The 14652-nt window shown below is 59.0% G+C and carries 12 protein-coding genes and 1 pseudogene; 4 read left to right on the top strand and 9 right to left on the bottom strand.

The window, feature by feature from the left end; genetic code table 11:
* Positions 1 to 186: 186 nt before the first annotated feature.
* The 4 genes from cls to EV660_RS14395 are packed head-to-tail and all read right to left on the bottom strand — an operon-like array spanning position 187 to position 6435.
* On the bottom strand, positions 187 to 1479 hold the full coding sequence (gene cls / locus EV660_RS14410) for a cardiolipin synthase (protein WP_071479446.1): 1293 nt from the start codon (positions 1477 to 1479) through the stop codon (positions 187 to 189).
* Entirely contained in the window at positions 1473 to 3104 is a 1632-nt protein-coding gene (locus EV660_RS14405; protein WP_071479447.1) for an FAD/NAD(P)-binding protein, read from the bottom strand. The genes cls and EV660_RS14405 overlap by 7 nt, the downstream gene beginning before the upstream one ends.
* A complete protein-coding gene (locus tag EV660_RS14400) occupies positions 3101 to 4033 on the bottom strand; it encodes a cation diffusion facilitator family transporter (RefSeq protein ID WP_184409760.1) in 933 nt (310 codons plus the stop codon). Before EV660_RS14400 ends, EV660_RS14405 begins: the two co-directional genes overlap by 4 nt.
* A 20-nt stretch (positions 4034 to 4053) precedes the next feature.
* Positions 4054 to 6435: a pyrroloquinoline quinone-dependent dehydrogenase gene (locus EV660_RS14395; protein WP_157798875.1), complete on the bottom strand. Its 2382-nt coding sequence runs from the start codon at positions 6433 to 6435 to the stop codon at positions 4054 to 4056.
* Positions 6436 to 6674: 239 nt separating this feature from the next.
* Here EV660_RS14395 and EV660_RS14390 point away from each other — a divergent pair, with 239 nt between their 5' ends.
* Positions 6675 to 6866, top strand: coding sequence for a hypothetical protein (locus EV660_RS14390; protein WP_134047595.1), 192 nt, complete (start codon positions 6675 to 6677; stop codon positions 6864 to 6866).
* Between the two features lie 69 nt (positions 6867 to 6935).
* On the opposite strand, the gene EV660_RS14385 is transcribed toward EV660_RS14390, so the two are convergent.
* Positions 6936 to 8366 carry an amidohydrolase family protein gene (locus tag EV660_RS14385; RefSeq protein WP_246028978.1) on the bottom strand — a complete coding sequence of 477 codons (1431 nt, stop codon included), beginning with the start codon at positions 8364 to 8366 and terminating at the stop codon, positions 6936 to 6938.
* A gap of 167 nt (positions 8367 to 8533) precedes the next feature.
* Between EV660_RS14385 and EV660_RS14380 the strand changes: the two genes are divergently transcribed.
* Entirely contained in the window at positions 8534 to 8884 is a 351-nt protein-coding gene (locus tag EV660_RS14380; protein ID WP_232727335.1) for a winged helix-turn-helix transcriptional regulator, read from the top strand.
* A 211-nt stretch (positions 8885 to 9095) separates the two neighbouring features.
* Positions 9096 to 9581, top strand: a complete 486-nt coding sequence (locus EV660_RS14375) for a hypothetical protein (protein ID WP_071479451.1) — start codon at positions 9096 to 9098, stop codon at positions 9579 to 9581.
* A 129-nt stretch (positions 9582 to 9710) separates the two neighbouring features.
* Here EV660_RS14375 and EV660_RS14370 read toward each other — a convergent pair.
* Both EV660_RS14370 and EV660_RS14365 read right to left on the bottom strand, forming a co-directional pair.
* Positions 9711 to 9830, bottom strand: a pseudogene (locus tag EV660_RS14370) (IS3 family transposase); the annotation flags it as partial.
* An 11-nt stretch (positions 9831 to 9841) separates the two neighbouring features.
* Entirely contained in the window at positions 9842 to 10126 is a 285-nt protein-coding gene (locus EV660_RS14365) for a cyanase (protein WP_232727334.1), read from the bottom strand.
* Between the two features lie 46 nt (positions 10127 to 10172).
* Here EV660_RS14365 and EV660_RS18920 point away from each other — a divergent pair, with 46 nt between their 5' ends.
* Positions 10173 to 10313, top strand: a complete 141-nt coding sequence (locus tag EV660_RS18920) for a hypothetical protein (RefSeq protein ID WP_232727333.1) — start codon at positions 10173 to 10175, stop codon at positions 10311 to 10313.
* 170 nt (positions 10314 to 10483) lie between these two features.
* On the opposite strand, the gene EV660_RS14360 is transcribed toward EV660_RS18920, so the two are convergent.
* Positions 10484 to 13558, bottom strand: a complete 3075-nt coding sequence (locus EV660_RS14360) for an efflux RND transporter permease subunit (protein WP_071479452.1) — start codon at positions 13556 to 13558, stop codon at positions 10484 to 10486.
* Positions 13555 to 14652, bottom strand: a complete 1098-nt coding sequence (locus EV660_RS14355; protein ID WP_071479453.1) for an efflux RND transporter periplasmic adaptor subunit — start codon at positions 14650 to 14652, stop codon at positions 13555 to 13557. The genes EV660_RS14360 and EV660_RS14355 overlap by 4 nt, the downstream gene beginning before the upstream one ends.

Genomic DNA, 14652 nt, shown 5'->3' with positions numbered 1-14652 from the left:
AAGTGTAGCCAGCGCGCCGCTACTGGAACCCGAGCAGAGTTTCGGAGCAAGCAGACATCATGAGACGCGAATGACCAGATTCTTCCACAGATGGTCATTGCTAGCGCAAATCCGGGGCAGAATCCCGCATAGCTGCCCCTCGTCTTGTATTGTGGAACCTTCAGTCAGGTGGCGCAGACTTGAGTGTCAGAACTGTGTGCGCAGCCAACTCCAGGCCCAATCTTTCACTCTTATGTCCATCGGGCGATTCTGCCAGTCTTGCAGGGTGTATTCGCGCGCGCGCGAGAGATCAGCTTCGAATATTTCGGTCTTGGCCGCTGCGAAGCTCTGATCATAGACGTTCAGATTGGCCTCGTCGTTCAGTCGGAAAGAGCGTTCGTCAAAATTGGTCGATCCGATGGATACAAACTGATTATCCACAATCAACAGTTTCGCGTGCATGAATGTGGGCTGAAATTCGTGAATCCGAACGCCGGCTTGCAAAAGGGGCTTCCACAGATGTCTCGACGTATAACGCACCATCTCTTTGCTCATATGCTCGCCCGGGACAATGATATCCACTTCGACACCTCTCGCGCGGGCGTTACGCAGTTGGGCAATGGCCACTTCATCGGGCACGAAATATGGGGTTGTCATGCGGATATGCTCTTGCGCTGACGCAAGAGCCGTCATCAGCATCAGATGTATGTAATTGCGGCTGCCGGTCGAGCTGAGCACCAATTGCGCGGTGATATCGCCCGTTTGCTCCAACGGTGGGAAAAAAGCATCCCCCTGTAGCACCTCGCCCGTATCTTCGACCCAGTTCGACACAAACCCGCCTTGCATCGCGGCGACCACAGGCCCCGTGACGCGGTAATGCGTCTCGCGCCACTCGTCGGGGGTGCGCGCATCGCCCAGCCATTCATCCCCTATGCCGACCCCGCCGATAAAGCCGACACGCCCATCAACGACCAGAAACTTGCGATGGGTACGGTTGTTGATCCGGTCCAGTGTATACCAGCGGACAGGGCGGAAGCGTTTGACCTGGATGCCCGCATCTTCCATCGCCGCGATCAGCGCCTCATCCATCGAGACAGACCCCACCCAATCCAGCAAGACCCGCACCTCCACCCCCGCTTGCGCACGCTCGACCAGCGCCTGCGCGAAGTCCTGCGCAATCTGACCGGTCCAGTAGATGTAGGTTTCAAAATTGATACTGGTCCGCGCGCTGGCTATGGCCTCTAGCATGGCCGGGAAAATCTCGTCGCCGTTCTGAAGGATGTCGATACTGTTGCCGTCCATCAGGCTCGATCCGAACAGCCCTGCCATGGTGCGCTGGAAATCGGAATCTGTTGGTGCAATCTGTGCCGTCACTGGCCCGCGCAACTCGCGCCTGTCGGGCATCAGGTTCAGGGCCGCGACCACCGCCACAAGGGTCAGAGCAAGCGTGACGATGGCTGCGATAATGGCGCGTCGGTATCTGCGAAACACAGTCAGCATTGCGAACTTTCCCAGACGCCGCGGGCGGCGCCCTGATCCTGAGCATCAGCCAGAGCGCCTGCCCACGCGCGCGTCATCGCCCCATAGCAGTCATGCAAGGAGTCCGTCGCGATGCTGCGCCCCTCGGTCAGCCGCCCGAGCACGCTGAGCCCCTGCGCAGCCCGGCCCGCGCGATCAACCGCAATGCCGCCGGTTGTCGGATCCTCGCGCAGGACTTCGTCGCGCAGCAATGTCCGGATGAGTGGGTCTTCGATCACCTCCAGTCGCGGCGCAGGCAAAACCGCGTCGACCATGACCTGCGCCGTGGCGCGGCCTTGCAGTCGCCACCCAGCATCCGAGAGAGTGACCTCCGGGTCATCGGCGACACTCAACTGGACGAGCCCTTCCTGGACCAGCGCAAGCAGCAGTCTTGCAGAAGAGAGCGGCGGCCCATAACTCATGCGTTTCAGCCCGCGATCGAAACCGAGTATCACCGCGCGCGTGTCGGCGCGGCTGTCACAGCGCTGAAATACTGCGCGCAGGTCATGCTGTAGCGCGCGCCAGATCTGACCGGTGCAATATCCAACCGATGCGGGCCTCCGTCCTGAAGCCATCTCAATACCCTCGCGCAACATCTCCACCGGCGCGCGAGACATATCCTGCGCCCCGGCGCTGGCACACTCGCGCGCCAGCCAATCCGACGGGTCTTGGCCGGTTTGACGGTACAGAGGTGCCGCCAGCGCTTGGGTGATCTGTTCCATGGCAGTGTCCGGGGGCAGAGATAACGCGCATTCGAGGGTGTTGCGCAAGGCTTTGCTTTCATTGTCAGACATCGTGAAACGGGGTTCGGTCGCAAGGTCAGGCTTGGGCAGGGGCGGCATACCGTCAAGCGAAAAGGGCAGGATACATGCAGGCTCCTGCCCTGAGCGGATATAGCGCCCATGTTCCAGCCGCCCGCCCTGTCCCAAGGTCAGCATTGCGACGACATCCAGTGTGGACAGCCCCAGTCCACGTACTGCGACCGTCTTGCCCGCCCAGTCTGCCGCTTTGGCCTGAAGCGCATGGCCGGGATAGGCCGCTGACAGCGCCACATCGCAACGTGCCGCGCGTGCACGCCAATCTTCCCAAGTTGGGTCAGCCTTGCTGGACGGCTGGCCCAAGGTTAGCAAAACTTCGTCGAAAGGCCCTGCTTCATGCCCATGTGTGGAAATCCACCAGCCTTGTACGTCTTTCCACGCCCTTAGCACCGCGCTGCGGTGATGCGTCAACGCATCTGGAAAAGCCTGTTTCAGCGTCTCGTAGCGCAGGGTCAGGTAGTCCCCAAGCGAGCGCCGAGATGGGTAGTCATCGGGGCTGACGTCCTGCCCTGCCGCCTGCGCAACCCACGCGCTGAACGAGGGGAGCCGCTGCAAAACAGGCGAAGGCAAGTTCACATCGCTGGCGCGAAGGTTGAGCAAGCAATGCGGCGACTCTGCAGGGGCGAAATTCGGCCCCGCTGCAGGGAATGCGGAGGGATCAAAGATATCTATCCTGCATGAAGGCATGGCAGCGAGCGCATATTCCGCCGCCGCAAGTCCACGCGGCCCGAAGCCGACAATCGCAAGGCACAAGGCGCGCCCCTGTGATCGTGACAAGTCGCGCATCATGCGCTCCACTTTGGGTCAGCGGTAAAGGTGACTGACAGCCAGCGATCCGGCCCAGCATTGCCCAAGGCATCGCCCACTTCGTCGCGCAACCTGTCCCAGTCAGACAGGGGGCGGGCAGGCATATCGGCAGGGGCGACGAAATACATCTCGATCTGTTCGGCGCGACCCACGCGCGCGACATAGCTATACGCGGCCAGGAACCCATATTTCTGCGTGATCTGCCGCGCGACGGCATTAACGCGCGCGCGAAGATCCGTCGGTGTAACAAGCATCATTTCCGCAATCGCCTTGCGGGTAATGGCGGCGGGCACTGGTATAAGCACCAGACAGATCAGCCCCAGAATGGCCGGATCGATATAGGGCAAGGCGGGCGCGAGCCGCGTGTCCGCGACCAGCGCAGCCAATCCGAAAGCCAAGACCAGCGCCGCACTTAGCGCCCCGGCCGACAGCCAGCCTTGCGCATCAAGCTTGACGAAACCGGATCGCAAACGCCGGTTGGCGCGGTAGCCTAGGGCGGCCATGACAAAGCAGATCACTGTTGCCGCCCCCGCGTAATAGAGCGCCAGATCGAAATCCAGCAACCGACCGCCTGCCAGAAGCGACTCGACCGCGTTGATCAGCCCGTAAGCGGCGACTGCCATCAGCAGAATACCGTTCAGCGCCAAGACCATCGGCTCCAGATGCCAGAATCCGAAATTGAACCGTGCCTCCAGTTTCTGCCCGCGCGCAGTCGAAAGGGCGTAGGATTTCATCAGCCCCAGAACAAGCAATGATACAGCGCTCATCGCGGCATCCACCAATGAAAAGGCGCCATCGAAAACAATCGCGCGCGACCCGGTCCACAGACCCATGACAATGCCAAGCGCTGCCACCAGAAGCGTTGCCGCAATCGACAGTTTCAACAGGGTTTCTTCGGTCATGCTTGTCATCTGTTTGTTGCCAGATGGGTCTATTGCGGCAGCGCATAGGCGATGATGGAATCCCCCACTGTCGTTTCCAGCCGTGAATGCCCGCCTGCATGGAGGACAACATACTGGCGGCCCTCATGCATATAGCTCATGGGCGAGGCCTGCCCGCCCGAGGGCAGACGCGCGGACCATAACAGGCGCCCGCTCTCGGTCTCGTAGGCGCGGAAGAAGTTGTCCTGCGCGGCCCCGATGAAGGTGATACCGCTGCCCGTCACCAGTGGCCCGCCGATGTTGACTGTGCCCAGAGGCACCCGCAGGAAGGTGGGCAGACCCATTGGCCCGGTGTCAAAGCCCGTGCCGAAGGGCTGCGACCAGAGCAATTCACCGCTTTGCAGATCGGTCGCGGCCAGATAGCCCCATGGCGGCGCGATACAGGGGGCACCCAAAATTGACAGCCACATTGGTCGGGTCACGCCGTAAGGGGCCAGCCATTGCGGCGCAATCTCCTGATCAGGCCGCGCGCCGCCAAGGCCTACGGGCAGGTCGTCGACCTCTTCGCGCGGGAACATGGTCACGACATTTGGCAGGCGCGAATGATTGGTGATCAGGATGTCCCGGCCCAGATCAAGGCCGATACCACCCCAATTGATCCCGCCCACTGTGCCCGGATGCAAAAGCATCCCATGCGGGTTTTCCGATGGCGGCGTGTAAATGCCCCGATAGTCCATCCTCAGAAAGTCCCGGCGGCACAGCGCCGCGTCAATCATCGCCACGCCCCATGTCTGCGTATGGCGCAGCGTTTCGGGGTCAGGACCGATGCGGCCTGCGAAATTCGGATAGAACACGGCTTGCGGTTGCGTCTCATTTGTCCAGTCGCCGGGCAATGCAGCTTGCGGCGCAGGGCGCTGCTCGACCGGGCGCAGATGCGCGCCCGTGGCCGCGTCCAGCACATAGATGGAGCCTTGCTTGGTGCCTTGCACCACGACGCGGCGCGTCTCGCCTTCAATCTGAATATCCATCAATGCGGGCTGTGCGCCCAGATCGTAGTCCCACAGATCATGGATAACAGTGGCGAAATCCCAGATCGTTTCGCCGGTTTCCATATCAATCGCAATGACGGCAGAGGTAAAGCGGTCTTCTTCGGGGGTGCGTGCCCCGCCCCAATGGTCATTGGCGGAATTGCCCGTAGCGATATAAACAATCCCCGCTTCGGGGTCGCCAGAGATCACGTTCCACGCATTGGGCGTGCCGCGCGGGAACACCTCGCCCTCTGGCAATGGGTCAGACGCTATGCCTTGGCGCAGCGCATCCCATGCCCAGACCAGATCGCCCGTCAGGGCATCATAGGCGCGCACAACGCCAGAGGGCGCATCGCCGCGCTGGTTGTCGCTGACCTGCTGGCCGATGAGCACCAGATCGCCGACCACTGCCGGACCAGAGGTAGACGAGGCAAGGCCGATTTCCTGAATGCCCATCCCCTCGGCCAGATCAACAATGCCCTGCGTGCCGAAATCCGTGCAGACGGTTCCTGTCGCTGCGTCAAGCGCAAAGAGGCGGCTATCGACCGTAGCCATATAGATCCGCGCGGCACAGGTGCCATCTTCCATGCTGTTGCGATGGTGCGCCACTGCGCGGCAGGCGACAGAGAAGAGTGACTCCATATCGACTTCGGAAGTTTGCGGGTCGAACCGCCAGATTGTTTGCCCGGTGGCAGGGTCCAACGCGATGACCTTGTTCGAGGGTGTGCAGGCGTAAAGGCGGCCCTCAACATACACAGGCGTGTTCTGCGCACTGTAGTGAATTCGGTCATTTTCGGTCATATCCCCCGTCTGGACGCGCCAGACTTCGGCCAACTCGTCAATATTGTCGCGGTCAATCTGCACCGCAGGAGAGTAGCGCGCCCCCAAGGCCGAGCCACCGAAAGCTGTCCAGTCGTCAGCTGTGTTGTGCCCGTCAAAAAGCGTGGCATTCGTATCGCGGCCCATAGGGGCTGTCGGCCGTTCCCAAACCAACGCCACGCTGAGAATTGCCCCGATAACTGCAACAGCCAGCACTCCCCAGCCTGCAGGACGCAGCCAGCGCGGCTGCATGTGCCGTGCGCTGCCCCAGACGACAATGAGCGCCAAGGCCGCGAAAAGTAACCCCGGCACAGCGATCCGGCCCAACAGATCGAATTGCCATGACACCAGCCAGTCATTTTCAGAAATCTCGATCAAACCCCAAGCGAAGGTCAGACCAAGTAAAAGTCCGCTTGGCAACAGCGCTGCACCGACAGGGGCAAAAATCAGCCCTGCGGCACCTGCAAGTAGTAATAATCCCGCCAGCGCATAATACAGGCCACCGCCGTTCAAGGCGATCTGAACCCCCACCCAGATCAGCACCGCGCCAAGCCCAAGCTTGGCCAGCGCCAGTAACGCTAACAACAGTTTCGCTATCAAGCCATACTGCGAAAACCGCAGCGATAGAAATGTGTATTGGAAATTTTGCATGAGCATCCGACCAGTAGACCGCCAGACACAACGCCCCAGCCGCGTTCAGGTTCCCGCACCGGCGCACGCCAAGTCTTGCAGGCGCAAGGCAAACAGGTGTCGGGCGCGCCAACCGTATGGAGCGTGGCCCTGCACAGGTTCCATGCGAAATCGTCTGGCGCATCAAAGACGCCGTGACGCGTGACCGGGTGCGGTTGTCGCTGTTCCCGATGCTAACCGCGCTTGTCGCACTTTATGGCCAATTCAGCGATCCTGAAGACACGCTGCGCCTGCGCGACTGGATGCGGTGGGTCATTTCCAAAGGGTCACGCTGGGTCAGTTTTGAATGCAGATTGACAGGCTTGCGATTAAAATCAGTCGAATGATGTTTTGCGCAGGCTGATTGCGCATCACACGCCACGGGCGGCGCCCGTGGCGTGTGGAGTGTCATGACGTCAGTCGAACAGCGGCACTTCGACTTCGGCCGTTTCAAACAAGTAGTCGCGAGACGCTACAATCTGTTCACGAAGGGCGGCGATATCGTGACCAACCATTGCCCCTTTCCACTTCTTGATCTGCCCGCCCACCAGAACGGTTTCCACGTTCGACCGTTCCATCAGCGTCACAACGGCCCCTGCTGCGTTGTTCAAAGGCGCGACATTCAAGGCATCAGCATCCAGAAGAATGATGTCTGCTTCTTTTCCGGGTGTAAGCGAGCCGATCTTGTGGTCCAGTTTCAAGCCAGCAGCGCCATTGACCGTGGCAAAAGTGATTGCATCGCGGACATCCATCAACGCCGGTGCCTCCTCCGGCCCTTCTTCCAGGGCAATCTGGTTTGCAAACATACGCTGGACGGTCATCAGGCTGCGCATCTGGGTGAAAAAATCTGCGGTCATCGTGCATTCCACATCAACGGACAGCGATGGCGCCATGCCCATGTCGATGGCTTTCTGGATCGGGGGAAGGCCGTGGCGCATCTGCATTTCTATCGGAACAGACAGTGAAATGTGCGCGCCCACTTCCTGCGCGCGGTTCCAGGCTGCATCAGACATGCCGGTCATGTGAATGAACAGATGCTTGTCGGTGTAATGCGGAATCAGCGCATCCATCGTTTCCTGCATTCCCAACGACCCAACAACATGCAAGCCGATCAACAGATCCAGTTCCTGTCCCAAGCGCCAAAGCTCTAACGGATCCACACCGGGCAAATAGACTTCGCCCCCCATCAACATCGTCAATAACTGGTCATCAGACGCGAAGTATTCATCACGAATGCGACGCGCATCTTGTGGATAGGCAAGGTCCGGACCGTAACCTTCGAAATACCCAAAGACACCACGACGGCCCACAGCTTGCATGCCTGATATGACCGCATCTGAATGGGCTGGCGAATGATGGATCTGCGACACATCATGAACGGTCGTCACACCGGCATCCAATTGACTCAGCCCACCGAAAAGCTGCGCTATATATACATCCTCCGGCCGGTATACTCTGGAAAAGACCCCAAGAATATCATCGAGGTAATTCGGCTCGCCCGGGCGCGTCGGATCTTCATACATGATCCCATTTGGTAGGTAGGATCGCAACGAGGTTTCAAATTGATGGTGATGGGTATCGACAAAACCCGGCATCACAATCCGGCCCTTTGCATCAATCACTGCCGCATCTGTGGCGTCGATCTCCGGTCCCAGTTCTAGAATACGGTTGCCTTCGAGCAGGACATCCCCCGTGAAATCTCCGATCGTTTTGTCTTGGCTCAGGATATGCTCGCCTTTGATCAATGTTCGACGTCCTGCCTGCCCTATCCCCAAAGGCATTTCCTGTGCTGCGACCGGACGCGTCAGAAAAGCTGGCAGAAACGCCGCTGCCGCAGCTGACGCCATGGCGCCCCGCAGGAATGCACGGCGCGTCGGGTTGTTGTGGCCTTGTGGAAAACCCGCCTTGCAAAGGTTACACATTGTGTCTTTCCTATATGGTTACTATTTGTGCCTAGGGTATCTAGAGGAAGCGAAATTTGGCACAAGGAGACACGTGAATGAGACTAGGGAACATGTCTGTGCCCGGCGACTGCGCGCGGATTTCGCCTATTCTGTCACGGGTCGGTGATAAATGGACCGTACTGGTTGTTCTAATCCTGTCAGAGCGGCCCAAGCGCTATAACCAAGTCCGCCGCGAGGTCGAAAATATCTCGCAGCGGATGCTGACCATGACACTGCGTGGATTGGAACGAGACGGTCTGGTAGCTCGGCAGGTGTATGCGGACAAAAACCCGCCATGGGTGGAATATCGGCTCACCGATCTTGGGCAAAGCTTGGTGGAGCCGCTGTTTGCACTTTGCGAGTGGGCCGCAAAGAACTGCAAAACGATCGAAGAGAATGTCGCAAGATCAGCAGCAAAGTGACGGGAATGAAATCCGACACCAAAAGCATGTTGCGCTGAATGGATTTCATAACCTGCGGCGTTGAAGCGGTTTAAGAGGGCAATGCGAAAGTGGATCGCTATAGTCGGAATTCCGCGCAAGATTTTACCTGTCGGGAACCGTTGAAATGCTTGCAGGGTTTTTGCTGTCATGAGGTCGGCAATCGACCATGTCAGCAAAAAGGAAACGAAAGATGAAACTTTCCCACACCCTTGCATCCGCAGTATTTGCGCTTGCATCCAGCACCGCACTGGCAGATGGCGTCCCGGTATCAGAAGTGAGCGTTGCTGCCGATATTACTGCCATTGGCGATGAAAGTGCCGCACAATTCTGGTCCTCCATTGCGGCAGATCTGGAAAATGCAATCCTTGCCGGAGTGCTGGATCAAGTTGACGATGAAGGTGTCAGAATCTCGGTTCGACTGGAAGAAGTTGCACTTGCAAATGCGTTCGAGCGCAATTTCGATCTGGACGAGTCGGTGCTTGTTGGTCAGGTCAACATCACTGACGAAAACAACAACGCGAATTTCAACTCTTACGAGTTGAGCGTGTCATTGTCGGGCGTGACGGCTGTCGACGAAACTGGTGATCCACTTTTGTTTGAGAATGTAGAGAGTGAGCGCGCTTATGAAACGCTGATCGCCGCCTTTGCGGATGGCGTGGTCGCGCGTTTGGACTGACACATAGTGGCGGTTGCAGCGCGACAGACCTTGGCGGCAAAGCTTCGGTTTGACGCGCTGCGTCGCTCACAGGCGGTTGGGTTGATCTGAACAGATTCCGGGCGTTTGCCAAGTGGTTTTCCGCCTTGGTTATGCCGCTACCGCTTCGGGGATTTGATGGTTGACGTGGGCCTGATCGGGTGTGCTCCCGTCAAGCGAAGAATGCGGGCGGTGCGTGTTGTAGACGCTCAAGTATCGGCTGATCCCTGCCACGACGGAAGTCACCAGTTGGCGTAGGCCAAATACTTACAAGTCACCTCAACCTTCACTCGGTCCCCTTTGGGGTGGGGAACGCGGCTTATGACCATATCAAACCCAATCGCGGACATGATGCCATCACCGAATTCTTCTTGAATCAGCGCCTTCATTGTAGGCCCATAGAAGCCAACGATCCCGTGCAGGCGGTATATGCACGGACCGGTCGGCACTGCCTGCTCCCGGACCTTGGTGGGGTGCTCTTCTAGCACGTCTTGTGCCCATGCTGGCAGGTCAAGCAAAGTTATCATCAATGCCGAAATTGCGGTCCTTGATCCCGCCAGACTAGGGCGTGGGTTGATCCTGATTGTCGAGGGGACCTTGCAAAACGAACGCAAGGCCGATCTGGACCGCTTCAAAACCGCCATGCAGGCTGCGCCCGAGGTCCTGCAACGCTATATGCAAGGACATCATTCTCGATACAGTCCCTCTGACTGACCGCTTCGGTGACACTGGCCTGAAAGGCTGCCTGCCGGTTATAGGCCGGCTGAGATGCTGCATGCGCGGAGCCGTCAGTCAGACCTGGTGAAGCGTGTTGCCGCACCAAGCCTCTTTAAGGAATTACGGCATTGTGCCTCAGGTCGCACATCTTCTGCTTTTTCGTCGTGTCAGCTGAGAGTTGGTTCCTGCGGAACAGAGACCGATACCGCGGCTGTTTCTTTCTTCGAGATCAGCACATAGAAAGCTGGCACGATGAACAGCGTAAAGACTGTACCGACGGTGATACCTGCAAAGATCACAAGCCCCATGGCAAAGCGCGCGGCAGCGCCTGCGCCGTCGGCCAGCATAAGCGGAACCACACCCAGGGCAGTGGCGGCTGTGGTCATCAGGATCGGGCGCAACCGCAGCCGTGCGGATTCGACGATCGCCGCCGCGCGCTCCAGCCTCTGGGCAACACGCAGTTGGTTGGCAAATTCAACAAGCAGGATGCCGTGTTTCGTGATCAGCCCGATCAGGGTAATCAACCCCACCTGTGTGTAGATGTTCAGCGTCCCCAACCCAAGGTTGAGCGGCACGATCACCCCGAAGATCGACAGCGGCACGGACATGAGCACGATGAACGGGTCGCGCAGGCTTTCGAACTGTGCCGCAAGCACCAGGTAGATCACTACAATTGCCAGCGCAAAAGCGATGGCCACGGTATTGCCTTCGGCCATTTCCAGCCGCGACTGGCCCTCATAATCCAGAAAGAACCCATCGGGCAATTCGGCGCGCGCGATTTCTTCCAGCGCCGCCAGCCCGTCGCCCGTCGAGGTGCCGATCATCGGTAGGGCGGTCAGCGTGGCGGAATTAAGTTGATTGAACTGCTCGATAGCTTGCGGGGCCACGGCCGTCGAGATGTCGGCGACCGCCGAGAGCGGCACCAACTCGCCCGACCTTGCGCGCAGGTATATGTCGCCCAATCGTTCGGGGTTGTCGCGGTATTCCTGCGGCACCTGCATGATGACATCATAGCTTTGGCTGTCGCGGTCGAATTGTGCCGTGGCCCCGTCGCCCACCAGCAAGCTGAGAGTCTGGCCAATCTGGCTGGCCGGAAGGTTCAGCGCGGCCACGCGGTCCCGGTCAATGGTGACGACAACCTGCGTGGTGTCAAAGGACATCGAGTTTTGCACCACGAGGAACCGGCCAGATGCCTCTGCCTCGCGCCGGATTCGGTCGGCGACCTCATAGACCTCTGACGGGTCGCCTGTGGACTGGACAACCAGCCCGATGGGCAGCCCGCCGCCCGCACCGGGCAGTGACGGTGGCGCAAAGACAAAGGCCTGCAAACCGGCAATCGGTTCGATACGGGCCTGTAGATCTTGCTGAAGCTCGGCCTGGCTGCGGTCGCGGTCTGCCCAATCGTCGAAGGCCCACAGCATGATGCCCGAATTGGTCTGCCCACCAAAGCCCACAACTGAGAAATTCGCAGCCAGTTCCGGCAGATCGGCTGTGCGTTCGCGCATCTGGCTGACATAGTGGGTGGTGTAGTCAGTGGTGGCATAGGACGGTGCATTGACAAAGGAGAACAGCGCGCCTGAATCCTCTTCCGGTGCCAGTTCGGACGATGTGTTGAGAAACAGAAAACCCGTCAGGCCCATCAAGACGACCACTGCCATCGCGGTGACAGGAACAAAGCTGAGCGACGCGTTCAGGCTGCGGACATACCAGCGTTCTAATCGGGTGAATGCCGTATTCAGACGCTGTTGGAAACGGTTTTCCCCGCCACCGGGACGCAGCACCCGCGCCGCCATCATTGGCGATATGGTCAGCGCCACGACACCCGAGATGAAGACCGCACCCGCCAGGGCCGCCGCAAATTCACGAAACAGCGCTCCCGTCAGCCCGCCGACAAAGAACAGCGGCAGAAAAACCGCGAAGAGCGTCGTGAGCATGGCAATGATCGCTACGGACAATTCGCGCATGGCGGTAAAGGCCGCTTCCATCGGGGTCTGGCCATCGTCGATATGGCGTTGCACATTCTCAACCACGATGATCGCATCATCCACCACCAGCCCGATAGCCAGCACCAGCGCAAGCAGGGTCAGCAGGTTGATCGAATAGCCCATGATCAACAGGATAAAGAGCGTGCCCACCAGCGATAGCGGTATTGCCACCAGTGGCACCGACACTGAACGGATCGACCCCAGAAACAGCAGAATGATAAGCGCCACGATGGCGGTGGCTTGCACGATGGTCTGCAGCACTTCGTTGATAGAGGCTGCAATCTGTTCGGTCGCATCATACATCAGTTCCATCGTCATGCCATCAGGCAGGCTGGCTTGCAGGGCAGGCAGTTCTGCAAGCACAGCGGCGGACACATCCAGCGGGTTTGCACCGGGGCTGGGAAATACGCCAATAAATGTCCCGTCCTCGCCATTGAAGTTGACAACCATGTCGGTGGATTCGGCTGCCAGTTCTATCCGGGCAACATCGCTCAGACGAACGATCTCAGAGCCGGAGCCAGCCAAAGGCAGGTTGCCAAAGGCTTCGGGGGTTTGCAGGGTTGAATCCATGGTGATGGCATAGCCCACCAATTCGCCCCGTGTTCGGCCCGGCGCGGCCAGAAAGTTCGCGTCGTTGATGGCCTGTGTCACCTCGCCCGCAGTCAGGTTGTGGCCTGCCAGCCGCACCGGGTCGATCCAGACCCGCATCGCGTAATTTGCCGCCCCCATGACCTGACTTTCGGCCACCCCCTCGATGGTGGACATGCGCGGCACGATCACGCGCTCGATATATTCAGTCACCTGTTCGGCCGTCATTTCGGGGTTCTGGACAGCCAGATACATGGTCGCAAAGGTCTGGCCGGTGCCTTTTACAATGCTGGGGTCCTGCGCATCTGATGGCAGGCGCGCGCGCACCTCCTGAACCTTGGACATGACCTCGGTCAGCGCCACATCCGGGTCTTGCCCGAGCCGCATCTGCACTGTCACTACAGAGGCTGAGGTCCGCGACTGGCTGGTGACGTAATCGACTCCCTCTGCCGAGGCGACAGCTGCCGAAATCGGCGCTGTGACGAAGCCCTGTATCAACTCTGCCGACGCGCCGGGATAGACTGTCGTCACTGTTATTACAGTTTCATCGACTTGCGGATACTGACGCGTCTGTAGCCCGAACACGGCCATCAAGCCCAGCAGCATGATCATAAGGCCAAGAACGCTGGCCCCGACTGGCCGTTTGATAAATGGCGCAGAAATATTCATCGCGTTGCCTCCGGTGCCTGTGAGTCAGCGAGTGTTACAGGGGCACGGTTCGAGAGGCGGTTCTGACCGGATGACACCACATGTTCACCGGCGCTCAGACCTTCGACAACCTCAATCCGGCCATTATCGCGCCGCCCAAGCGTGACGAACACCTGCCGCACTTCAAGCGTGTCGGCATCTTCCTCGCGTTCACGCACAACATAGACGAAATCACCATAGAGGCTGGTCGTGACGGCAGTCTGTGGCAAGGTGATCACGCCGTCTTCCTGCAGCAGATCAACCCGTATGCGGGCAAACTGGCCCGGTGTCAGCGCGCGGTCAGGGTTATCGACATTGCCGCGAATTGCGACCATCCGAGAGCCGGGGTCGATGCGCGGATCAATGCCTGTAATCTCGCCATCAAATTCGCGCGTGTCACCATCAATCCGCACATGAAGCCGCTGACCAATATACAGCGCAGGCAGCGCTTGTTCGGGCAGGCTGAAATCCACGCGCATGGTGTCCAGATCCTGCAATGTTGCAATAATGGTACCGGGCGAGACATATGCGCCGCGATCCACCCGCGGCAGGCCGATCGTGCCATCAAACGGGGCTATAAGGCGGCGCTGCGCAATCACAGCCTCGCCGCGCGCAAGTTGCGCGGTCGCTGCGTCGAATGCGGCTCGGGTCTGGTCAAGCCTTGCGTCACTGGCCACGCCGCGACTTTGCAGTTCCTGCTCGCGGGCAAGTGTGGCGCGTTCCAGATCAAGCTGACTTCGCGCGGCGGTAAGGTCAGCCTGCTGCATTTCATCATCGAGTTGCAGAAGCGTTTGTCCTGCTTGAACGTCATCATTTGCCGCAAATCCGATCTCGCGCACGATCCCCGCCGCTTCGACCGTAAGCTCCACGCCCTGCGCCGCGTTGACCGTGCCAATTGCGCTTAGCGAAGGTTGCCATGTCGATGTTTCGGCCACGACCGTTTCGACAGGCAGCGCTGCAACAGGCCGATCCGCCAGAAACTGCGCGATCATTCGGTCGCGAAACAGATTGAAACCTATCAGCCCGCCTCCGACCAGCGAAAGCAGCAGGATTACGATAATGAAACGCTTTGCCAT

The sequence above is a fragment of the Roseinatronobacter bogoriensis DSM 18756 genome (genome assembly GCF_004366635.1).
Taxonomy (GTDB): Bacteria; Pseudomonadota; Alphaproteobacteria; order Rhodobacterales; family Rhodobacteraceae; genus Roseinatronobacter; species Roseinatronobacter bogoriensis.
Note: the sequence above shows the minus strand (reverse complement) of the source record. Positions and strands in the feature narration are given on the sequence as shown.